At 62.6% G+C, this 22,610-nt stretch carries 22 protein-coding genes and 2 pseudogenes; 17 read left to right on the top strand and 7 right to left on the bottom strand.

From position 1 onward, the window contains the following. From PQQ51_RS09020 to PQQ51_RS09005, 4 genes and pseudogenes are all read left to right on the top strand, one after another. On the top strand, positions 1–198 hold the full coding sequence (locus PQQ51_RS09020) for a DUF3311 domain-containing protein (protein WP_006049469.1): 198 nt from the start codon (positions 1–3) through the stop codon (positions 196–198). Continuing rightward, positions 195–1,676, top strand: coding sequence for a monocarboxylate uptake permease MctP (mctP, locus tag PQQ51_RS09015; protein ID WP_408496425.1), 1,482 nt, complete (start codon positions 195–197; stop codon positions 1,674–1,676). Before PQQ51_RS09020 ends, mctP begins: the two co-directional genes overlap by 4 nt. A gap of 133 nt (positions 1,677–1,809) precedes the next feature. Beyond that, entirely contained in the window at positions 1,810–2,028 is a 219-nt protein-coding gene (locus tag PQQ51_RS09010) for a hypothetical protein (protein ID WP_408496424.1), read from the top strand. An 81-nt stretch (positions 2,029–2,109) separates the two neighbouring features. Beyond that, positions 2,110–2,208: pseudogene (locus PQQ51_RS09005) on the top strand (exodeoxyribonuclease III); the annotation flags it as partial. Between the two features lie 84 nt (positions 2,209–2,292). On the opposite strand, the gene PQQ51_RS09000 reads toward PQQ51_RS09005, so the two are convergent. The 4 genes from PQQ51_RS09000 to motA form a co-directional block, all read right to left on the bottom strand. Continuing rightward, a complete protein-coding gene (locus tag PQQ51_RS09000; RefSeq protein ID WP_408496423.1) occupies positions 2,293–2,568 on the bottom strand; it encodes a CsbD family protein in 276 nt (91 codons plus the stop codon). 143 nt (positions 2,569–2,711) lie between these two features. Continuing rightward, entirely contained in the window at positions 2,712–3,395 is a 684-nt protein-coding gene (locus PQQ51_RS08995; protein WP_408496422.1) for a Pr6Pr family membrane protein, read from the bottom strand. A gap of 57 nt (positions 3,396–3,452) precedes the next feature. Next, entirely contained in the window at positions 3,453–4,460 is a 1,008-nt protein-coding gene (motB, locus tag PQQ51_RS08990; RefSeq protein ID WP_408496421.1) for a flagellar motor protein MotB, read from the bottom strand. A gap of 14 nt (positions 4,461–4,474) precedes the next feature. Then, entirely contained in the window at positions 4,475–5,344 is an 870-nt protein-coding gene (gene motA / locus PQQ51_RS08985) for a flagellar motor stator protein MotA (RefSeq protein ID WP_408496420.1), read from the bottom strand. Between the two features lie 442 nt (positions 5,345–5,786). On the opposite strand from motA, the gene PQQ51_RS08980 reads away from it, so the two are divergent. The 9 genes and pseudogenes from PQQ51_RS08980 (at position 5,787) to PQQ51_RS08940 (ending at position 13,407) form a co-directional block, all read left to right on the top strand. Then, positions 5,787–6,800, top strand: coding sequence for a hypothetical protein (locus PQQ51_RS08980; protein ID WP_408496419.1), 1,014 nt, complete (start codon positions 5,787–5,789; stop codon positions 6,798–6,800). Between the two features lie 20 nt (positions 6,801–6,820). Then, a complete protein-coding gene (locus PQQ51_RS08975) occupies positions 6,821–8,233 on the top strand; it encodes a DUF2252 domain-containing protein (RefSeq protein ID WP_408496418.1) in 1,413 nt (470 codons plus the stop codon). Positions 8,234–8,355: 122 nt separating this feature from the next. After that, positions 8,356–8,622, top strand: a pseudogene (locus tag PQQ51_RS08970) (3-oxoacyl-ACP reductase); the annotation flags it as partial. 110 nt (positions 8,623–8,732) lie between these two features. Then, positions 8,733–8,936 carry an oxidoreductase-like domain-containing protein gene (locus PQQ51_RS08965; protein WP_408496417.1) on the top strand — a complete coding sequence of 68 codons (204 nt, stop codon included), beginning with the start codon at positions 8,733–8,735 and terminating at the stop codon, positions 8,934–8,936. A 45-nt stretch (positions 8,937–8,981) separates the two neighbouring features. Further along, on the top strand, positions 8,982–9,851 hold the full coding sequence (locus tag PQQ51_RS08960; protein WP_408496416.1) for an NAD-dependent protein deacetylase: 870 nt from the start codon (positions 8,982–8,984) through the stop codon (positions 9,849–9,851). 62 nt (positions 9,852–9,913) lie between these two features. Next, complete coding sequence (locus tag PQQ51_RS08955; RefSeq protein WP_408496415.1) at positions 9,914–10,519, top strand: pyridoxamine 5'-phosphate oxidase family protein; 606 nt, start codon at positions 9,914–9,916, stop codon at positions 10,517–10,519. A gap of 27 nt (positions 10,520–10,546) precedes the next feature. After that, positions 10,547–11,200 carry a DUF938 domain-containing protein gene (locus tag PQQ51_RS08950; RefSeq protein WP_408496414.1) on the top strand — a complete coding sequence of 218 codons (654 nt, stop codon included), beginning with the start codon at positions 10,547–10,549 and terminating at the stop codon, positions 11,198–11,200. Positions 11,201–11,417: 217 nt separating this feature from the next. Further along, positions 11,418–12,827: an NADP-dependent phosphogluconate dehydrogenase gene (gnd, locus tag PQQ51_RS08945; RefSeq protein ID WP_408496413.1), complete on the top strand. Its 1,410-nt coding sequence runs from the start codon at positions 11,418–11,420 to the stop codon at positions 12,825–12,827. Positions 12,828–13,089: 262 nt separating this feature from the next. After that, positions 13,090–13,407: a DUF4148 domain-containing protein gene (locus PQQ51_RS08940; RefSeq protein ID WP_408496412.1), complete on the top strand. Its 318-nt coding sequence runs from the start codon at positions 13,090–13,092 to the stop codon at positions 13,405–13,407. Positions 13,408–13,530: 123 nt separating this feature from the next. On the opposite strand, the gene PQQ51_RS08935 is transcribed toward PQQ51_RS08940, so the two are convergent. Then, entirely contained in the window at positions 13,531–13,851 is a 321-nt protein-coding gene (locus tag PQQ51_RS08935; RefSeq protein ID WP_201075734.1) for a hypothetical protein, read from the bottom strand. A gap of 288 nt (positions 13,852–14,139) precedes the next feature. Between PQQ51_RS08935 and PQQ51_RS08930 the strand changes: the two genes are divergently transcribed. From PQQ51_RS08930 to ltaE, 3 genes are all read left to right on the top strand, one after another. Continuing rightward, complete coding sequence (locus PQQ51_RS08930; protein WP_408496411.1) at positions 14,140–14,451, top strand: cupin domain-containing protein; 312 nt, start codon at positions 14,140–14,142, stop codon at positions 14,449–14,451. Positions 14,452–14,543: 92 nt separating this feature from the next. After that, complete coding sequence (locus PQQ51_RS08925; protein WP_408496410.1) at positions 14,544–15,311, top strand: peptidoglycan DD-metalloendopeptidase family protein; 768 nt, start codon at positions 14,544–14,546, stop codon at positions 15,309–15,311. A gap of 274 nt (positions 15,312–15,585) precedes the next feature. Further along, complete coding sequence (gene ltaE / locus PQQ51_RS08920; RefSeq protein WP_408496409.1) at positions 15,586–16,593, top strand: low-specificity L-threonine aldolase; 1,008 nt, start codon at positions 15,586–15,588, stop codon at positions 16,591–16,593. A 135-nt stretch (positions 16,594–16,728) separates the two neighbouring features. On the opposite strand, the gene PQQ51_RS08915 is transcribed toward ltaE, so the two are convergent. Beyond that, positions 16,729–18,096 (bottom strand): MFS transporter, encoded by a 1,368-nt coding sequence (locus PQQ51_RS08915; RefSeq protein ID WP_408496549.1) that lies wholly within the window; start codon positions 18,094–18,096, stop codon positions 16,729–16,731. A gap of 734 nt (positions 18,097–18,830) precedes the next feature. Between PQQ51_RS08915 and PQQ51_RS08910 the strand changes: the two genes are divergently transcribed. Next, positions 18,831–21,284 carry a glycogen/starch/alpha-glucan phosphorylase gene (locus tag PQQ51_RS08910; RefSeq protein ID WP_408496408.1) on the top strand — a complete coding sequence of 818 codons (2,454 nt, stop codon included), beginning with the start codon at positions 18,831–18,833 and terminating at the stop codon, positions 21,282–21,284. A gap of 82 nt (positions 21,285–21,366) precedes the next feature. On the opposite strand, the gene PQQ51_RS08905 is transcribed toward PQQ51_RS08910, so the two are convergent. Then, positions 21,367–22,458: a hypothetical protein gene (locus PQQ51_RS08905; protein ID WP_408496407.1), complete on the bottom strand. Its 1,092-nt coding sequence runs from the start codon at positions 22,456–22,458 to the stop codon at positions 21,367–21,369. Positions 22,459–22,610: the final 152 nt, after the last annotated feature.

The raw sequence follows: 22,610 nt of genomic DNA, 5'->3' as shown, positions 1-22,610 counted from the left end.
GTGGAGACCTCCCCATCCGCCGGCCGTTCATGGCTATGGCTCATTCTGCTGCTCCCGTACATCGCGTTGTTGTGGCTGCCGTTTTATAACGACACGCGTCCGTCGTTCGCGGGCTTTCCGTTCTTTTACTGGTATCAGTTCTTGTGGGTGCCGTTGACCTCGCTACTGATTTACGTCGTGTACCGAGGTGTCAAATGAACGAACTGAATCCTGTGAACCCGGTCGCGATGACCGTCTTTATCGCCTTCTTCGTGCTCGTGACCGTGATCGGCTTTTTCGCCGCGCGCTGGAAGCGGGGCGACATGACGCAATTGCACGAGTGGGGTCTCGGCGGCCGGCAATTCGGCACCGTCATTTCGTGGTTCCTCGTAGGCGGCGACTTCTATACCGCCTATACCGTGATCGCCGTGCCCGCCCTGGTGTATTCGGTAGGTGCGTATGGTTTCTTCGCGCTGCCGTACACGATCATCGTTTACCCGTTCGTGTTCGCGGTCATGCCGAAGCTGTGGAAAGTCGCGCATGCGAAAAACCACATTACCGCGGCGGATTACGTGCAGGGTGAGTACGGCGGCAAGTGGTTCCCGGCAGCGGTCGCGATCACCGGCATTGTCGCGACCATGCCGTACATCGCGCTGCAGCTCGTGGGCATGCAGGTCGTGATCAAAGGGCTGGGCGTGAGCGGCGAAATGCCGTTGATCGTCGCCTTCGTGATTCTCGCGCTGTACACGTACGCCAGCGGCCTGCGGGCGCCGGCGATGATCGCGTTCGTCAAGGACATCATGATCTACATCGTCGTGATCGCGGCCGTGTGGCTGATTCCGGCGAAGCTCGGCGGCTACGCGCACGTGTTCGACGCGGCCGATACGTATTTCAAGGCCAAGGGCGGCGCAACCGGAATCATTCTGAAGCCGACGCAGTTCACCGCGTATGCATCGCTCGCGCTCGGTTCGGCGCTGGCCGCGTTCATGTATCCGCATACGATGACGGCGGTGTTGTCGTCTTCGTCGGCGAATACGGTGCGCAAGAACGCGATTTTCCTGCCGGCGTACACGCTGCTGCTGGGTCTGATCGCGCTGCTCGGTTACATGGCGATCGCGGCCGGCGTGCATGTGAAGTCGGCTTCCGACATGGTGCCGGCGCTGTTCAACACGTTGTTCCCGTCGTGGTTCGTCGGTTTTGCGGCGGCAGCGATCGCGATCAGCGCGCTGGTACCCGCTGCGATCATGTCGATCGGCGCGGCCAATCTGTTCACGCGTAATTTGTGGCGCCCGCTCGTTTCGCCGAATATCACGCCGGCGGCCGAGGCATCGACGGCGAAGATCGTTTCGCTGGTCGTGAAGTTCGGCGCGCTGCTGTTCATCGTGTTCCTGCCGACGCAGTACGCGATCGACCTGCAACTGCTCGGCGGCGTGTGGATTCTGCAGATTTTCCCGGCCATCGTGTTCTCGCTGTACACGCGTCGTCTGAATACGCCGGGTTTGTTCCTCGGCTGGCTGGTGGGGATCGTGATCGGCACGGGGCTGGCTATTTCGCAAGGATTGAAGCCGGTGTTCGCGTTGCATCTCGGCGATGCGGTTTATCCGCTGTATATCGGCTTGATCGCGCTGGCGGCGAATATCGTCGTGAGCTTTGTCGTGTCGGTTCTGTCGCCACGCCGGGTTGTAGCGGCTGCTTAAAGGTGAATTGAAGTTGTTGTTCCGAAGGCCGGCATTGCGAGATCAGGTACTCGCGGCGCCGGCCTTTTTCTATTTGCGCGGAACGTCTTTTGCTTGACTGGTCAAATCGTGAAGTGCGTTCACAGGAGACGTCATGCAATTCGATTACCGCCACTTCCATATCGACTGCCGCGCGCGCCATGCCGACGAAGGCGTGTACTACGCCCGCGCCAGAATCACTCGCGTGCCGCAAGCAAGCGAACGTTTCCAGTCGCACGAATCGGGCGACATCGACTCGTTTTCGAACGAAGCGGACGCGATTTCATGCGCGCGTTCGTGGGCAATGGCGTGGTGCGACGCGGCGGCGAAATAAGCACTTTTTCAAACACGTGATGATGGGAGCCCATGCCGTGGCCAAGCTTCGAATCGCAACGTTCAATATCAACGGTATCCGGTCGATCGGTGGGTACGCGGCGAGCCGCGCGCGAACGATCATGCGCCGACATGGGTAGAACTGGAGATGAGGGCAAAAACCCGCAAGAAACCGCAGTAACTACAGCAATAACTACGGCTTGGACAAAGAACTAATCGGTCGCCTGCGCGGCTAACCCGCAGGCGACTCCGCAATCTTCAGCGATTACCGACGATAGTCACGATCCGCCGCGCCGTGCGACCACAACGCGCCGGCCACAAAACCGGCTAGCGCAACGACGGCAATCGTAGTGAACGGGCTTTCCACCGCGGTCTCCCGCACGAGGCTGGTCGTGCTGGCGCAAAGCTGTTGAGCCTTGCCGCTGAGTTCTCTCGCTTTGCCGGCGAGTTGCGTGCTCGTATCGCCGAGCACGTCGCCGACCGCGCCTTGTACCTTACCCGCGACTTCGTTGACCGCGCCTTCCGCTGCATTGGTGTCCATACGATGCTCCCATTGTCATAGTTACGTGTGAGCCTATTGCGATTGCAACGCCGTCACACGAGAAGTCCGCGCAGGCCGCCCCGATGCATGGCGACCTACACCCACCAGACGGGCGCGCAAGAAGCGCGCCCGGGAACGGGCCATCAGCGTCTGCGCCGGTGATTGATCCCCACGAATACAGCCATCAGCATCAGAAACCCGCCGAACAGCAGCGCGGAATTGACGACGACGTGTCTGACTCCAAGCATGTCGACGTTAATGAACGGATACGGATAAAAATCCGAGAGACTGCCGCGCCAGAACGTGATGACGAGATACCCAACTGGATAGACCAGCCACAGGAGGCAATGCCGCAGCGTCAAATGAAAGCGCGGCACGAACAGGACCCAGTACAACGCGGCGAGCATCGGCAATACGCTATGTAGCGACTCGTTGAGCAGGAGCCGGTATGCGGTCAACGTCCATAGCCCGCGCAACAGCAGGTTATAGGCGATTCCGACAAACACCATATAGACCACGACCGCGGTGACGACCGTAGGCAAGCGGAAAAATCGCACGATGGCGGATCTGCGCCCGCGCAACGCGACGCACGTAAAACAGATAGCGCAGGCGAGAGCAGTGAGATTGGTGAGGTAGCTGCTCATCCGCGCGAGTCCGTCCATCACGCCGAACCCGCGAGCGAGCATGCGCAGGATCGTCAGATCGGTTTGCGCGATCACGGCGATCCACGCGATGACGGCGATGATCGCCGCCAGTGCGACGGACGAAACGCCAGGCGTATGCAACGGAAGCTCGGGTTCCCGTTGCGCAGGAGGAATGGGGCGCATGCCGATGATTCTAACCACACCTCACGCGCATTGCAGTGGTGGGGCGCACGGAAAATCTTACGGGGTGCTACGCGTCGCGGCGGTGGTCGCATTCGACGTCACCGGCTGCAAGCGCCCTACCACATCGGGAATGGCCGAACTCGCCGGGGTGGATTCGTCGATCGCGGTGCGGCCGCCGTCATGGAAGAACGCCAATTCCGCTGCCTTGTTCAGCACCAGGATACTGATGCGCCGGTTGGTCGGTTCGTCGGCGACGTTGCTGTTCAACGGCAGCACGTCGGCGAGCCCGCGCACCTGCAGTACTTTCTCACCGTGCATGCCGCCCGACACCAGCGCGCGGCGCGCCGCGTTGGCCCGTTCGGACGACAACTCCCAGTTCGAATAGCCTTCCGGGCCCGTGGTGTACGGCACCGCATCGGTATGGCCGGCAATCGAAATGCGGTTTTCCACGTCGTTGAGCGCCGCGCCGATCTGCGTCAGGATCGTCACCGCGTACGGCTGCAGTTTTGAACTGCCGGAGGGGAACATCGGCCGGTTCTGCGAATCGACGATCTCGATGCGCAGCCCTTCGTTCGTGATCGACACGCGGATCTGGTCCTTGAACGCCTTCAGTGCCGGACTTTGTTCGATCAGCGTGGTGAGCTTCGCTTTCAATTGCTCCAGCCGGGCCGCATCCGAAGGCGCCACAGCCGGTGCGACGGTGGCGGGCGGCGTCGGCTCGGCCTGACTTTTCCTGCCGTCGCCGGGGCGCGTATCGGCGATGTCGCGGCCGCCGCCTTGCACCACGCTCGGACGCGCGGCGGCCGTGCCCTCGTTGCCGCCGAGCAGACTCGACAGCGGCGTGTTGAAGTAATCCTCGATGCCCTGCTTATCGTACTTCGACGTGGACCCCAGCAACCACATCAACAGGAAGAACGCCATCATGGCCGTGACGAAGTCGGCGTACGCGATTTTCCATGCGCCGCCGTGATGCGCGCCATGTTCGTCGCCCTTTTTCGAGCGGCGCACGATCACCGGCGCAGGCGTCTCGATCTGCTGCGACGCGCGCGATCTTCTTTCGCTCATCATGCTGCTCCGCGTCAGGCCGACTTCGGCATCTTGGTGGCGCGCACGGCGTCGTCGAGTTCCTGGAAGCTCGGGCGGTCGGCGGTGAACAAAACCTTGCGGCCGAACTCGACAGCGATCGGCGGCGCGTAGCCCGACAGCGAAGCGAGCAGCACCGCCTTCACGCACTGATACGGCTTGGCTTCGGCGCGACCCTTCGCGTTCAGCAGATCGGCAACCGGGCCGATGAAGCCGTACGCGAGCAGAATGCCGAGGAACGTACCGACCAGCGCACCGGCGATCATTTCGCCGAGCACCGCGGGTGGCGCGCCGACCGAGCCCATCGTATGCACGACACCCATCACCGCGGCGACGATGCCGAAGGCGGGCAAGCCATCGGCCATTTTCTGGATCGCGTTGGCCGCGACCGACGCTTCCGCATGATGCGTGGCCAGTTCTTCGTCCATCAGGTCCTGCACTTCGAGCACGTTCACGTTGCCGCCGGACATCATGCGCAGATAGTCGACGATGAAGTCGAGCAGATGGTGATCTTTGAGAACGTGCGAATACTTCTGGAACAGCACGCTTTCTTCAGGTGCGGCAACGTCGGCTTCGAGCGACATCATGCCTTCCTTGCGCGCCTTCTGAAGCAGTTCGTACAACAGTGCAATCAGTTCGAGATACTTCTCTTTGGTGTAACCCCCGCTTTTGAAGCACGAAGGAATAGCCTTGATGGTTTTCTTCAGCGTGGAGGTCGGATTGCTGACGACGAACGCGCCGATTGCCGCACCGAAAATACACAGCAGTTCGAACGGTTGTACGAGCGCGGGCAGATGGCCACCCACACCGACAAAACTACCGATCACCGAGGCGATCACCACTACCCAGCCGATTGCGACAAACATACTTTCTCCGTTGACTCCGCGTGCTGCACGATTGAATAGAACAGGCCCTTAATCAAGGGACTTTCGTGTGCTTCACAAAGGTTTTGCATGTATGGGTAAACGGCGGAATTCGCGGTACCTGTAGTGCATGTTCCGGTAAAAAATAAAATAAATGCACCGGCCAGTTAATCGATTTAAATGAGTTCGGTAAATTTTGCGAGTAATGCGTTTTATTCGTTGCAACGGCAACCCGCCGCATTGGACTATCGATACGTACAACTACCAGGTGAAACACGTGATATATCGATCGCGCATAGAAAAATCAGGGATGCGCCATTTTTACCGAACGGTCTGCTAGCATGACGGGGCTCCTTTGACGACACCCGTTATCGACACCTTATCGACACCTTTAACGGCACCTGAAGTCGGTCTCGGCCGGTAACCCTTTTAGGAAGCGAACGGCATGCGGATTCTGGGCTCTGGTTTGAATCGCAGCTTGGTGCTGAAGGCGGTGCCCTGTGCCGCCGCTCTTTGTTTTCTGTTTGCTTCAGAGGCCGCTCACGCGCAGGAGTTTTCGCTGTTCGGCGGCGCCTCGCGCGCGGGCAGCACCAATACCTATACGTGGGCCTTCAATTATCAGGAAGGCCTGGGGCCATACTTCGCGGCGAGCTTCAGTTGGCTCAACGAAGGACACATTCCCGATCATCATCGCGACGGCCAACTGGTCCAGGTGTGGGGGCGCATTCCGGTCGGAAGCCCGCAGTTCGTTCTGCAGGCGGGCGTCGGCCCTTACCGCTACTTCGACACGACCACCGCCGGCCAGGGCGGCAGCTATTCCGACACTCACGGCTGGGGCGTCGTTTATAGCGTGCGTGCCGCTTACTACGCGTCGAGCCGGTGGATCACGCAATTGCAGTTAAATCGTGTGCACGTGCAGCGTGGGCCGGATGCGACCAGCGTGATGTTCGGCGTCGGCTATCAGCTCGACGCGCCGGGCACGCCGGGTCCGCGCGACTGGGCAAGCGGCAGCGCGCACAAGGTCACCAACAACGAAGTCGCGCTGTATCTCGGCAAAACCATCGTCAACTCCACCAGTTCGCCGAGCGCGCTGGGCGGCGCCATCGAGTACCGGCGCGGTCTCGCGAAATATCTCGACGTGACGCTCGGCTATCTGCACGAGGGCAGCAGCAAGGTCGCGCGCCGCGACGGGCTCACGAGCCAGCTATGGGCCACGCGCGCGTTCCTGAACGACAAGGTCACGCTGGGCCTCGGCCTCGGCGCCTACTATGCGATCAACGAAAACGAGAACAGCGCGTCGCCGGGTCCGGGTGCCGGAAAATTCTCCGGCCTCGTCACGATCGCGGGTTCATATCGGCTGACGGATCGCTGGGCCGCGAGGCTCGAATGGAATCGTGTCGTGACCCGCTACGATCGCGATTCGGATGTGATCTTCGCCGGCCTCGGCTACCGTTTCTGAAGACAACCACCGGAGAGACCATGAAAGCCACCACCATCGCCGAACGGGAGGCCCGTGGCCGCGCCGCCCGGGAGCATTCGAAGCGTTCGAGCCATCGCGCGGTAGGTGAGCTGCAGCGCGATCCGATTGCACTGCTCAGGCAAAGCAGCGAGGATCGCGTCGAAAACCTCGTGCCCCTTCGCTATGGACGCATGGCGGCGTCTCCGTTCACGTTCTTTCGCGGCACGGCGATCATTCAGGCACACGATCTCAGTCAGGTTCGCGATACGGGCCTCACGATGCCGATCTGCGGCGACGGCCACCTGATGAACTTCGGCGGATTCGCCACGCCCGAGCGGCAGCTCGTATTCGACCTGAACGATTTCGACGAAGTGTCGGTCGGGCCGTTCGAATGGGATCTGAAGCGTCTCACCGCGAGTCTCGTGGTCGCGGCGCGGCATATGCGCCTGAGCCGCGGCACGGCCGAGCATCTGGTGATGACCGCGGTGACGGAATACCGCGATCGGATGACGCAGTACGCGCAATGCGGAGCGCTCGAACTCTGGTACGACCGCATTACTTTCGACCGGATGGCCGAGACCGCGCTCACGCCTGAGCGTCGTCGCACGGTGCGTCGCGGAATGGAAAAGGCCGCGAGCCGCACGCACGAAAACCTGCTGGAAAAAATGGCGGAGCACGACGGCGACCATTGGAAGATCCGCGATGCGCCGCCGGCGCTGTTCCATGTGCTGGGGGCGAACACGCTGTTCACGCCGGAAGAAACCGAGGTCTATCGAAGCGGCAATTGGCGCAAGATGCTCGAACGCATGTGGGGCGAGTATCTGAAGACGATGTCGCACGACCGGCGCGAACTGCTCGGTCACTTCACCGTGCAGGACATCGTCTTCAAGGTGGTGGGCGTGGGCAGCGTCGGCACGCGTTGCCTTGTGTTGCTGAGCGTCGACCACATGGGTAAGCCGCTGTTCCTGCAACTGAAGGAGGCGCGGCCTTCGGTGATCGGCCAGTTCTACAAGTCAGCCGCCATCAAGCACGAGGGCGAACGTGTAGTGCAAGGGCAGCGCATGTTGCAGGCCGCGAGCGACATCTTTCTCGGCTGGGCGACGGGGCCGCTCGGGCGGCATTTCTATTTCCGCCAACTACGCGACATGAAGCTGTCGGCGAATATCGAACTGTTCGACACGGATCTGCTGGAAGGGTATGCGAAGTTGTGCGGCTGGATCATGGCGCGCGCGCATGCGAAGGCGAGCGGCCAGGCGATCGAAGTGAGCGCGTATATCGGCCGTGGCGATCAGTTCGCGGAGGCGCTCACCGCTTACGCGTCGAGCTACGCGGATCAGGTCGAGCACGATTACGACTTGTTCCTCAAGGCGTGCCGCAGCGGCGATCTGCAAGCGCGCACCGACGAAGACATGGCCGCGGATTTCCGCGTGTAGCGGCAGCACGCCCGCGGCGCGGCACGAATTGTGATGCGCGATCCGTTTGTTGTATGGTGCGAAGGCCCAGGCGGCGCCCACGAGGAGAGCACTGTGACAGCAACGGGAATCAAGAAAGTCGCGCTGGCCTCACCAAGGCCGTGTCGCTCGACGGCCGCCAGTACGACATCGTCTGCGGTCAGATCGACATCGGCAACGCCGCAACGGAAATGGCCGAGCGGATGGCGCGCGGCGTGCCGCAGGCAAACGGCGAGATCGCAGTCGAACCGTTGATGGACGTCCGGCATGTCGCAGACGCGGTGCTGCATATGGCGGACCTGCCGTTGTCGGCGAACGTGCAGTTCATGACGATCATGGCGAGCAAGATGCCGTTCGTCGGCCGGGGCTGATTGGCGCCGCTCGTGCGGCGCTCGCGCTTGAAATGCGTCCGCGCGGGCACGCGCCCGGTCGGAGATCAACTTATACTGGGCGCTTCCCGTTTTGATGGAAGCCTTTCGCCGTGCCCCGAGCCACACCCGAGGACGACCCGCCGCCGGTGCCGCCGCTGCAGCCCGATCTCGACGATTGTTGTCATAGCGGCTGCAATCCGTGTGTTTTCGATCGCTACGACGACGCTCTCGAGCGCTACAAGCTGGCGCTCGCCGAGTGGCAGACACGGCAGAGCAAGCCGCCGCGTACGCCGCACAAGCGTCCGCGGGCCTGAAGCCGGTGCTTCATCGCAACGCCGCAGCCTACCCAACGTCCCGTCATGACCGACTCTCAACCCGCGCACGTCGAACCCTTCACCGACACGCACACGCTGGACGATCTGCACGCTTTCGTGCAGCGTTATCCGCGTCTGTTCGTGCTGACCGGCGCGGGCATCAGCACGGACTCCGGCATCCCCGGCTATCGCGACGACAACGGCGAATGGAAGCGCTCGCCGCCGATCACGCTGCAGGAATTTCTCGGCACTGTCGCAATGCGCCAGCGTTATTGGGCGCGCAGCATGGTCGGCTGGCCGGTGGTCGCCGACGCGCAGCCGAACGCCGCGCACGTCGCGCTTGCGCGGCTCGAAGCGGCAGGGCATGTGCCGACGCTGGTCACGCAGAATGTCGACGGCTTGCATCAGCGGGCGGGCAGCCGCGAGGTCATCGAACTGCACGGCGGTATCGACGGCGTCACGTGTCTCGATTGCGGGATGCAGCACACGCGCGCGTCGATCCAGCGCACGCTCGAAGCCGACAATCCCGCGTTGCTGAACGTCACCGCCGAAACCGCCGCCGACGGCGACGCGCATCTCGAATGGCACGATCTCGCGTCGTTCCGGATTCCGGCGTGTTCGAACTGCGGCGGTTTGCTGAAGCCCGCAGTGGTGTTTTTCGGCGAAAGCGTGCCGCGCGAGCGCGTCGAAGCCGCGTCGCACGCGCTCGAGGCGGCCGACGCGGTGCTGGTGGTCGGCTCTTCGCTGATGGTCTATTCGGGCTACCGGTTCTGCGTGTGGGCGCAGAAGCAGGGCAAGCCGATCGTCGCGATCAATCTCGGCCGCACGCGTGCCGATCCGTTGTTGTCGCTGAAGATCGCGGCGCCGTGCGCTGACACGCTCACCGCGCTGACCGGTTTGCTGGCGCTGGATTGACCGAAGCAGGACCCAGGCCGCACCCAGGCAGAAAACTTCAATCTTCAGGAAAAGGAACGCCGATGCTGACGACGCTCGACCAGCTCGAAGCCATCTACGGCCAGCCGCATGAACGCGCGGTGCGCAAGGAAATTCCGTACGTCAACGAAGACTATCGCGCGTTGATCGAAGCATCGCCGTTCGTCGTGCTCGCGACCGCGGGACCGGAAGGGCTCGACTGTTCGCCGCGCGGCGACGCGCCGGGTTTCGTGCGCGTGCTCGACGAACATACGCTCGCGCTGCCCGATCGCGTCGGCAACAATCGCATCGACAGTTTGCGTAACATCATCGCCGGGCCGCAGCTCGCGCTGCTGTTCATCATTCCCGGTGTTGGCGAAAGTTTGCGCGTGAACGGCCGGGGCCGGATTTCCAGTCAGCCTGAATTGCTGGACAGTTTCGCCGTCGACGGTAAACTGCCGCGCACCGTGCTGCTGGTGGACGTCGACGCGGTGTATTTTCATTGTTCGAAGGCGCTCGTGCGCTCGAAATTGTGGGATCCCGCGCGGCACGTCGAACGTTCGAGCCTGCCGAGTGCGGGCGAGATTCACCGGCGCATCAACGGCGCGAGTTTCGACGCCACGACTTACGACCGCGAATTCGCCGAGCGCATACGCACGACTCTTTACTAAGGCCCATGGCCGATCCTGAAGCTGACCATGACTGAATTCCATCCCGCGTTGCGGCAACGCTCGCCTTCCGCCGAACGCAATCGCGAGCCGATTCTCGCTGTGTTGCGCGAGGTGCTGCCGGCGCAGGGCCGCGTGCTGGAAATCGCGAGCGGCACCGGCCAGCACGCGGTGTGCTTCGCGGGCGCGATGCCCGGACTCGACTGGCAGCCGAGCGATCTCGACGAGGACGCGCGGGCGTCGATCGCGGGCTGGATCGCGCACGAAGGGCTCACGAACGTGCGCGCGCCGCTCGAGCTCGACGTGCATCAGGCCGATTGGGGCGTGGGTGGAATGGAAAAGCTCGCGGAAAAGCTCGACGCGGTGATCTGTATCAACATGATTCACATCTCGCCGTGGACCGCGACGCAAGCGCTGTTTGCCGGCGCGGGCCGCCGTCTGGCCGACGGCGGTGTACTGTATCTGTACGGCCCGTACAAGCGCGGCGGCGTTCACACCGCGCCGAGCAACGACGCGTTCGATCAACAGTTGCAAAGCCGTAACCCCACATGGGGCGTGCGCGACCTTGAAGCCGTGATAGCGTTGGGCGCATCGGTGGGACTGGTATGCGACGAGCCGCTTGCAATGCCGGCCAACAATTTCAGTCTGGTGTTCAGGAAACGCGAACGTGTGGAGCGTGTCTGACACAACGTTCGGCTGCAAGCAGGATGCAGGGAGTCGGAAGGCAAGCGTCAGCGAGCTCGGAAATGGCGATCCGGGCGAGCGTAGCAGTTAAGCGCGCCGCCCGTTGCCGGCCAACGAGCGGCAAGCCGGCATTTCTTTTATTCTTTCACCCTCGACGTCCCGCCGATGTTGCTTCCGGCGCGGCGTCTCGACATTTTTTGGACTCTGGAGAATTCACATGGGCAAACAGGCAATCGGCGTGGTGGGGCTAGCGGTCATGGGCCGCAATCTGGCGCTCAACATCGAGAGCCGCGGCCACGCGGTGTCGGTGTACAACCGTAGCCGCGAGAAAACCGACGAACTCATCGCCGAATATCCGGACAAGAAGCTGGTGCCAGCCTTCACGCTGGAAGAGTTCGTGGAGTCGCTGGAAAAACCGCGCCGCATCCTGCTGATGGTCAAGGCAGGTGAAGGCACCGACGCGACGATCAACCAGCTCAAACCGCTGCTGGATAAAGGCGACATCCTGATCGACGGCGGTAACACCCATTTCACCGACACGATCCGCCGCAATCAGGATCTCGCGAAGTCCGGCCTGCATTTCATCGGCACGGGCGTGTCGGGCGGCGAAGAGGGCGCGCTGAAAGGCCCGTCGATCATGCCGGGCGGCCAGCGCGACGCTTACGATCTGGTTGCGCCGATCCTCACCGAAATCGCCGCGAAGGCGCCGGACGGCGAGCCGTGCGTCGCGTACATGGGTCCGGACGGCGCGGGCCATTTCGTGAAGATGGTGCACAACGGGATCGAATACGGCGACATGCAACTGATCGCCGAGAGCTACGCGGTGCTCAAGCAGGTGGTGGGTCTGTCGAACGAAGAGTTGGGCAAGGTCTACACCGAGTGGAACCAGGGCGAACTCGACAGCTACCTGATCGAAATCACGTCGAAGATTTTCAGCAAGAAAGACGACGAAACCGGCAAGGATCTGGTCGACGTGATTCTCGATCGCGCCGCGCAGAAGGGCACCGGCAAGTGGACCAGCCAGAACGCGCTCGACCTCGGCGCGCCGCTGCCGCTGATCACGGAAGCCGTGTTCGCGCGTGTGCTGTCTTCGCTGAAGACCCAGCGCGTGGCCGCGAGCAAGGTGCTGGAAGGGCCGGCCGCCAAGCCGCTGGGCGTCGAGCGCGATGCGTTCATCGAATCGGTGCGCCGCGCGCTGTATTTCAGCAAGGTGATTTCGTACGCACAGGGCTTCGCGCAACTGCGCGCGGCGTCGGAAGAATACAAGTGGGATCTGGACTACGGCACCATTGCGAAGATTTTCCGCGCCGGCTGTATCATCCGCGCCCGCTTCCTGCAAAAGATCACGGACGCCTACACGAAAGACAAAGCGATCGCCAATCTGCTGCTCGACCCGTATTTCCGCGACATCGCGAAGAATTACCAGTCGGCTCTGCGCGAAGTCGTGATCGCCGCGATCAATGCGGGCGTGCCGGTGCCGGCATTCGCGTCGGCCGTGGCCTATTTCGACGCCTATCGCTCGGAACGCCTGCCGGCGAACCTCGTGCAGGCACAGCGCGACTTCTTCGGTGCGCATACGTTCGAACGCATCGACAAGCCGGGCAGCTTCCACGCGAACTGGAACTGAGCGTTTGAACGACGATCCGGCGCCCCTTGCGGTAAAGGTGCGCCGGGTTGTCTGCCGATTGAAATGCGTTTGCGCAATTATTGCTGAAAGCAAACGGTCAGGCGGGGTTCCAGCTAGGTAGAGCGTTGATTGTTGCCTAAATTGGAATAGAGTTTCGTCGTTTTAGGGGTTTCCCCTAGATGTCCTCACTCCTAAACTTCTGCTTAACCGCTGCGGGACAACCAGCCCAAAGCGATCAAAACAAGTTCTGGAGGTTTACATCATGAAGACGCTTATCTCTGCAGTTGTCGTCGCCGCCGCTCTGGCCGCTCCTGTTGCATCGTTCGCTCAATCGAACCAGCCGGTGACGCGCGCTGAAGTCCGCGCTCAACTGGTGCAGCTCGAACAGGCCGGCTACAACCCGCTCGGCGACCACACCGACTACCCGGCTAACCTGCAAGCCGCTCAGGCACGTGTCGACGCGCAAAACGGCACCGCCCAGGCTGTGAACAGCGGCTACGGCGCACCGATGGCCGGTACGTCGCAAAGTGGCCGTTCGGTCAGCAGCACCGATCGTAACTCGGTCTACTTCGGCAATTAATTCGCTGGATTGCTGCAAGCGCCGCCTGTTGAGGGCGGTGCAGAATTGGAAACGCCGCCTGTTGAAAAGGGCGGCGTTTTGTCGTTTACGGCGGGTGTTTCGGGGAACGTGGGCTCATGTGGACTAATGCAACGAGCGGTGCCGTCGGCCGATTTCATCGAATAGCGCGCGGCTCGGTTCGAGCGCGAGCAGCCAGGATTCGTCGTAGCCGCTGAGATTGTCGAGCGCCTCGCGTAGCCGCTCGATCGCCACCGCCGGAATCTCGACGCTCGCTTCGACGCCGCTCGACAGGCCGGCGATGCTGGCCAGTTGCACGAGCGCATCGGCGGCTTCGGCGACGTCGGCTGCAAAAACCAGATGCGTGTTCAGCAACTCGACCAGACCCGGCGACGCCGCGATGTCGTCGACGTTGAGTTGCACGGCCAGAAAGGTGGCTTTGTTCATCCCCAACTCCTTGTTGATTCAGGCGGTTGGCGCACGGCGCGCGGCGGCAGGTTGACTGAGTATAGGCGAGCCCGGATGGGATTCAATGATCATATGAAAGGCCGCGCGCTGGCTTCTGGCGCGAGCTTGCGTGATCCGGGGTCCTATAATGGGGGCGAGTCGAAACACTGCCGCGCGCGGACCGGGCTGCCTTCGATGCCTCGTGGGTGGCGTGGGGTGGCGTTGAGTGGCACCGGATCACTGCGTGATGCGCGGACCGCGTCCTGAATTCCCATCCGGCTGATGCCTATGAAGATCATTCGCAGCAAAAGTTTCACCGCGACGCGTCCTTGGGGCGCGCTCGATATTGCCAACATGGGCGGCATCACGACACGCCTGCACTGGACCGATCGACCGTACACATGGCACGTGAACGACGGCGAGGAAGTGTTCGCGGTGCTCGACGGCCGCGTCGAGATGAAGTATCGCGAGGCCGGTCAGGAGCAGTCGGCGATTCTGGAAACGGGCGACGTGTTCTACGCGTCGGTCGGCACCGAGCATGTTGCGCATCCGATCGGCGTCGCGCGCATTCTGGTGGTCGAGGCGCAGGGCAGTGTCTGACAGCGCCAAAGTTCGCATCGATGCCGGCGCGGCACGGCAAATGCTTGGGGCTTGAATTGAATCGATCAAATCAAAATGTCGAGGAAAATCACATGACGAGACAATGGCAATTGACGGGGACACGGCTCGTGATCGCGGCCACGGTTGGCGTGATGGTCGGCGGTTGCACGTCGATGCCGTGGGATAGCACGCCGTTCTACAACAGCGCGCCGACGCGGCCGACCACGTTGAGCACGGTCCCGGTGCCGGCAGGCTATTACCGCGCCAATCCGGGCGACACGGTGGGGGGCATTGCGTCGGCCTACGGTCACAGGCCGCAGGACATTGCGGCGTGGAACGGTCTCGCGGCGAATGCCGCGGTCACGCCGGGGCAAGTGTTGCGCGTTGCCCCGCCGATGGCTTCCGGCAGCGTGGTGACGCCGCCCGTCGCGGTGGGCAGCACGCCTGGCGCGCCGGCTACCTCCGGTGCTCCGGCGGCCGGCCCGCAGCAGGGCGTGCTGCTGTGGCCGTTGCGTGGACCGGTGCTGAAGGCTTTTGCGCCAGGCAAATCGAACGGGATCGTGATCGGCGGGCATGCTGGCGACCCGGTCAAGGCGGCCGCCACCGGACGCGTGGTCTACGCAGGTTCCGGCATCGAGGCGTATGGTCCGCTGATCATCATCAAGCATGACGATTCGCTGATCACGGCTTACGGTCAGAACAGCACGTTGCTCGTGAAAGAAGGCGATGCGGTCGCGCAAGGGCAGACCATCGGCGAAGTGGGCGTGGACAGCCGCGGCGTGGCGTCGATCCAGTTCGAGGTGCGCCAGAACGGCCAGCCGGTGGATCCTCTTGCATGGCTGCCGAAGTCTGGCGGCTGAGGCACGGCTGTTTGGGCTGGCGGCTGATGCAAAGTTGAACGAGGCGGGGCGCAGTGATGCGCCCCGTTTTGTATGTTGACGGTGGTTCGGTTTGTCCCGTCCGTTTTTGAAGCGTTGTTCTCAGTCCCGCTTTAATTGAATACACTGTGTGGCTTCGCCGCCGCCATCGTGTCCGCGCGTGCGCTTCATCCCACCCTTTGAAGCAACGCGCTGACCGACTGCCGCGGGCTGTCCTTACTCACACATTGCCAAGCGTAGGCTGAAGGGTTTTCAAATGATCGATTTGCGCAGCGACACCGTAACTCGTCCGACTCCGGCAATGCTCGCGGCGATGTCGGCCGCCGAAGTCGGCGACGACGTCTGGGGCGACGACCCGACCGTGCTTCGTTTGCAAGCCACCGTCGCCGAGCGCACGGGCAAGGAAGCCGGACTGTTCTTCCCGAGCGGCACGCAGAGCAACCTCGCCGCGCTCATGGCGCATTGCGCGCGCGGCGACGAATACATCGTCGGCCAACTGGCGCACACCTACAAATACGAAGGCGGCGGTGCGGCGGTGCTCGGCAGCATCCAGCCGCAGCCGCTGGAGAACGCCGCGGACGGCTCGATCCCGCTCGAAAAGATCGCTGCCGCGATCAAGCCGATCGACGATCACTTCGCGCGCACGAAGCTGCTGGCGCTCGAAAACACGATCGGCGGGAAGGTGCTGCCGACGGCTTACGTCGACGAAGCCGTGCAACTGGCCCGCAAGCATGGCCTGTCCGCTCACCTCGACGGCGCGCGCGTCTATAACGCGGCGGTTGCGTCGGAGCAGCCGGTGTCGGTGCTGTGCGCACCGTTCGATTCGGTGTCGATCTGTTTTTCGAAGGGGCTGGGCGCACCGGTCGGCTCAGTGCTGGTCGGCAGCAAGCCGTTGATCGACGTGGCGCACCGCTGGCGCAAGGTGCTGGGCGGCGGGATGCGTCAGGCGGGCGTGCTGGCCGCCGCGTGTCTGTACGCGCTGGATCACAACGTCGAGCGTCTCGCCGACGATCACGCGCACGCGGCGCATCTCGCGGCTGGACTGGAGTCCATTGCGCACGTGAAGGTGCAATCGGTCGCCACCAACATGGTGTTCGCGCAGTTTCCGCAGCAGCATTGCGCGCCGCTCGAGGCATGGCTCAAGGAGCGCGGCATCCTCACGCAGATGCTGTACGCGTCGCGCTTCGTCACGCATAAGGATGTGTCGCGCGCGGATATCGATACGTTTATCGCGGCTGTGAAGGGGTATTTCGCCGCGCATTGAGCAATGTGCGGCGACGCTTGTGCGTGCCGATAACGTCACTCACGCCACTTAAGCCAACGCCGCACTCATGAAAAAAGCGGGCGCACCGTACAAACGGTGCGCCCGCTTTGCTTATTTCAACGGCTATTCCAGCGTCTATTTCGCCGAGGTTTTCTCGTGAATGCCCGCGCGATGCGACGGCGCGAACAGCCGCAGTCCGCTTGCAAGACTTGCGGCGCCCGCGAAAAACGCGCCGGTGGCGAGCGCGAGCGTCGGCCCGTGCCGGCCGGCGATCCCGAAGCAAAGCGCGACGAGCGCCGCGCCGGTGGTCTGCCCCAACAGCCGCGCAGTGGCGACGATGCCGCTCGCGCCGCCGCTGCGCTCGGGTGGCGCGCTCGCCATCAATGCCTTCAGATTCGGCGACTGGAAGAAGCCGAAGCCCGCACCGCAAATCGCCATCCGGATACCGATGTCGAGCACATGCGGATGCGCGGGCAACAACGCCAGCGCGGCCATCCCCGCCGACAACACCGCCAGCCCGATCGCGCCGAGCAGCCCCGGCGGATAGCGGTCCGACAGGCCGCCCGCGAGCGGCGCGGCCAACGCCACGACCACGGGCCATGGCGTCATCAGAAAGCCGGTCTCGACCTGGCTGCGATGCAGCACGTCCTCGAAATAGAACGGCAACGACACGAAGGCAAGGCCTTGCGCAGCGAATGAACACACGGCCGTCACCGCCGAGAGCGCGAAAACCGGCCGCTTGAACAGGTCGACGGGCAGCATCGGCGCCGGGTGTCCCGCTTCGCGGCGGATCAGCAGCAGCCCGAACACCAGCGCGATGGCCGCCGCGCTCAGCACCAGTTGGGCGGAAGCGCGCTGCGCAGCCTCGCCGAGCGCGAAGATCAGCGCCGCGAAAGTGATCACGTTGAGCAGCGCCGCGACCGGATCGAAGTTGTGCTTGCCGCGTTCCGTATGCGGCAACGCGGGCCACGCGAAGCTGAGCGCCAGCACGCCGAGCGGCACGTTGACGGCGAACAGCCACGGCCAGTTCGCCACCGAGAGAATCAGCGACGCCACCGTCGGCCCGACCGCGAACGATACGCCGACGATCAGCGCATTCGTGCCGAGCCCGCGTCCGAGTCGATTCGGCGGATACAAATAGCGGATCAGTGCGGTGTTGACGCTCATGATCGCGCTGGCGCCGAGGCCCTGTAGCACGCGTGCGCCGGCGAGTTCCGGCAGTGTCGACGAAAGCGAGCACGCGAGCGAGGCCAGCGTAAACAGTGCGATCCCGCCGATATAGATGCGCCGATGCCCGACGATGTCGCCGAGTGCCGCGAGCGGCAGCAGCGTGGCGACCATCGCGAGCTGATACGCGTTGATGATCCACACCGAAGCCGCCGGCGCGGCGTGCAGATCCGTAGCGATCGCGGGGAGTGCGGTGTTGGCAATCGCGGTGTCGAGGGTCGCGAGCGCGACGGCGAGCATCAGCGCGATGAGCGCGCGTCGGTTTGCGGCGGACATGGGGCCGTCGGCGGGGATGGCCGCGGCGGCGGCGCTGGGTTTGTCGGACAAGGCGTGGCTCGTCGGGTTATGCGTGCTTCGGCGCCGCCCTGAAGACAGGGGCGGGGTACTAGCGGCAGGCGTGAGTGGAATGAAGCGCGTCGACCCTCGACAGGCATTAAAGAGGGCCAGCGCGATGAATGTAGCGATTGTTACAGAGACGTAGAAAACGTGCAGGCAAGCGAACGGGTACGTAGCGCCGGTCCGCTTTGTAACGCAACTAACGGTCAAGTCCAACGCCAGACTTCGAATCCGTTCGGCCGCCGCGTAGAGCAAGCGTCACCGACAAACCGCCCGGCAGACGAGGCCGCCGCGATTTCACCACAGATCGAAGCTTTCGCAATCATTTCACCCCCGTCACACGATAAAAATAATCGCGCTTCATTCTGTATCCGGGCCGCGCGATCGCCTGCAATTCTTCGGCAGTTTCAAGACGTGCAATGCACGTGCTCAGTGCCGCCAACGTACCGCTCGCACGCCGCCAGCCCGTCTTTTGCACCGTGCGCGTGCGCAACAGGCGTACGGCGCCGTACATCGGCGGGCATGGCATGTGCGTGAAGACCGCTCGCGCCCGGCGATGTCCGTGGGCCGTAAAATGTCCTACTCTGTTTGTTAACCCGCCTGACCGGCACGCGCCTCCCGTCCGTCATCTGTGCGGTTCGCGTATGCCGCGTCGCTTTTTCCCGGAGGCTTCGATGACAGCCGTCGATCTGGAATTCGACCAGCTCAACAGTACCGTCGACGCGCTACGGCGCTCAATTTCCAATCGCATGATGTATGGCGTCGGCAAGGACGCCGTCACCGCGCATCCGCATGACTGGCTGCACGCCGCGGCGCTCGCCGTACGCGACCGCCTCGTCGCGCGCTGGATGAAAACCACGCGCCTGCAATACGAACAGGACGTCAAACGCGTCTATTACCTGTCGATGGAATTCCTGATCGGCCGCACGTTCACGAACGCGTTGCTCGCGCTCGGCATTCACGATCAGATGAAAGAGGCGCTCGCGAGTCTCGGCGTCGACATGGACATGCTGGTCAATATCGAGCCGGACGCCGCGCTCGGCAACGGCGGCCTCGGGCGGCTCGCGGCCTGTTTCCTCGATTCGATGGCGACGCTCGGCATTCCGGGATTCGGCTACGGCATCCGTTACGAATATGGCATGTTCCGTCAGCAGATCGTCAACGGCGAGCAGGTCGAAGCGCCGGATTACTGGCTGCGCGCCGGCAATCCGTGGGAATTTCCGCGGCCCGAAGTCACGTACATCATTCACTTCGGCGGCCGCACGGTGCAGCGCGGCGAGCACGTCGAGTGGATCGATACCCAACATGTGAACGCGACCGCGTACGACACCGTCATTCCGGGTTACGCGACGGACGCGACCAACACACTGCGCCTCTGGTCCGCGCGCGCCACCGAAGAACTCGATCTCGGCGCGTTCAATCGCGGCGATTACCGCAATGCGGTGGACACCAAGAACATGTCGGAGAACGTGTCGCGCCTGCTGTATCCGGACGACTCGACGCCGGCCGGCCGCGAATTGCGTTTGCGGCAGGAATACTTTTTCGTCTCCGCGACGATGCAGGATCTGATTCGCCGTTATCAGCGTACGCACAGCGCCTTCGGGCGTTTCTCCGAAAAAGTGGCGGTGCATCTGAACGATACGCACCCGGTGCTGGCGATTCCTGAACTGATGCGTTTGCTGGTGGACGTGCATCATTTGCCGTGGGACAAGGCATGGCATCACGTCACGAAGATTTTCTCGTACACGAACCACACGTTAATGCCCGAAGCGCTCGAAACGTGGGATGTCGAGATGCTCGCGCGTTTGCTGCCGCGGCATCTGGAGATCATCTTCGAGATCAACGCGGGCTTTCTGAAGCACGTCAGCGAGCAATCCGGACACGACGGCGAAATGATCCGGCGCATCTCGCTCGTCGACGAATACGGGCAGCGGCGCGTGCGGATGGCGTATCTGGCGATCGTCGCGAGTCACAAGGTCAACGGCGTGTCGAAGCTGCATTCGCAACTGATGACGCGCGATATTTTCGCCGACTTCGCGCGCATCTATCCGGACCGCTTCACCAACGTGACGAACGGCATCACGCCGCGGCGCTGGCTCGCGCAGGCGAGTCCGTCGCTGTCTTCGCTGATCGATCAGCGGATTGGCCGGCATTGGCGCAGCGATCTGTTCGAACTCGAGCAACTGCGCGACCTACGTACCGACAGCGATTTCATCGATGCTTTCCGCGAAGCGAAGCGGCAGAACAAGTTGCGCCTCGTGCAGCGTCTCGCGCATCACACGAAGCTGCACTTCGATCCGGACGCGCTGTTCGATCTGCAGGTCAAGCGTATTCACGAATACAAACGGCAGTTGCTGAACGTGCTGCACGTAATCGTGCGCTACAACCAGATTCGCGAGAACCCGGAACGCGACTGGGTGCCGCGCGTGGTGATGTTCGCCGGCAAAGCCGCGTCTGCGTACCGGATGGCGAAGACGATCATCAAACTGATCGGCGACGTCAGCGAAAAGGTCAATCACGATCCGCTGATCGGCGACCGTCTCAAGGTGGTGTTCGTGCCGAATTACGGCGTGAGCGTGGCCGAGCTGATCATTCCGGCCGCCGATCTATCGGAGCAGATTTCGATGGCCGGCACCGAAGCGTCGGGCACCGGCAACATGAAGCTCGCGCTCAACGGCGCGTTGACGATCGGCACGATGGACGGGGCGAACATCGAGATTTGCGATGCGGTGGGACGCGACAACATTTTCATCTTCGGTCACACCGCCGATGAAGTGGATGCGTTGCGCGCTTCCGGCTACCGGCCGCGTCAACTGTACGAAGAGAATGCGGAACTGCGGATGGCGCTCGACCAGATTCGCACCGGCTTCTTCTCACCGGACGATCCGTTGCGCTTCTCGGATATTTTCCACACGCTGGTGGACTGGGGCGATCACTACATGGTGCTCGCGGATTTCGCGGCTTTCGCAAAAGCGCAGGACGAAGTGGATGCGCGCTTCGTCGACAAACGCGCGTGGGCGGAAAGTGCAATTGAAAACGTCGCGGGTATGGGACAGTTTTCGTCGGATCGCACGATCGGCGAATATGCGCGCGAGATCTGGCATGTGAACCCGCTGACTATCGACTGATGGCGGCGCGTTTGGGTTGCTGAAGAAGGCCGTGCGGGCTCTTGAGCCGCACGGCCTTTTTATTAATCGATTGGGTTGCCGCTCAGGGCGCGAACTGTTCGCTCTGTTTTGCGGCGAAGAGACCCAACTGGGCACGCTGGAAATCGAACAGCACGTCGATGTTCTGCATGCCCATCAAGCCGATCACGATACGGTTCGCATCCGGCTTCGCTTTTACGATCGTCACCTGTGCATTTTCGTAGCGATGCACCCACGAGCCGACGCCGATCGCGGTTTCGTAGTTGCCCTGGTTGAGCACGCTGCCTTCGTCGTTGTCGGCGGTCCAGTTGGGCGCCTTGTCCATTTCGATGCGAATCATCCCGCTGCTGCCGGTGGCGAACACGAGCGGCGCGCAGAACGTCATCTTGTTGCCGACGTTCACGCACCCGCGCGGCCATTGCGCGGCGCCGTCCGGCGCTGCCGTGAGCGGCACCATCGTGTAGTTCTTCGTGAGCGCACCCGACGGGCTCAGCAGCAGATACGGCTTGTCGACATTCGCGTGAACCAGATAACGCTCGCCTATATGCCCGGGCAAAGCGCGCAACGGTTGCGTGCAGCAGGTGTCGTTCGGCGGCGCGGCACCGATGCCGAAAATGCCGGAAAACGCCCAGCCGAATTCGCCGGTATAGCCGTCCATTCCCACGCAGCGGCGCGCGTTCGGCAGGCAACGCACGGTGTCTACCGCTTGCACGATGATCGGTTCCGGTTGGGTCCCGGCGACGCTGAACGGCAGCTTCGCGCTCGCGCCCAGAATCTCGGCGCCGTTCGCCAGCGCGAACGACGGTGCTGCGCCGCCGCTGGCGTAATTCGAACCCGGCAGTACCGACTTCAATACCCGAATGCCTTGCGTGCCGGTGTCCATCGCGAGATAGACCGCGCGGCCGTCGAGTTGTACCGGCAGACCGACGCGCGCATGGCCCTCGTCAACGCGTTCCACGTGCAGCGGAATCAGCATGCCGTCATGGCCGCCGTTGATCAGCGACGCGGCGGCAGCCGGTGGTGCCGGCGTGGGAAAGGTAACGGAGCAGCCGTTTAGCAGGACCGAGGCTACGGTGACGGCAAATGACGCCGCGGCGAAGTGACGCAGATGCAGACGCAGATGCCGGCATGCGGCATCGAAAGGCAACAGGAACATAGATCACGCTTTGCAAAGGAGCGTGTTCCAGGCGTCGGCACCGCGGCGTGGATCAAGGCCAGCACGAGCAATGCGAGCAGGAAGGCCGGCACGCTTGCCGGCGCCAGCGGAAGGAACACGCGATAACAGGAGCGGCGACTCTACAGGGCCGC

Origin of the sequence: Paraburkholderia xenovorans, assembly GCF_046030735.1 — a bacterium.
GTDB lineage: Bacteria > Pseudomonadota > Gammaproteobacteria > Burkholderiales > Burkholderiaceae > Paraburkholderia > Paraburkholderia xenovorans_A.
This window is presented reverse-complemented; position numbering and strand designations above follow the sequence as displayed.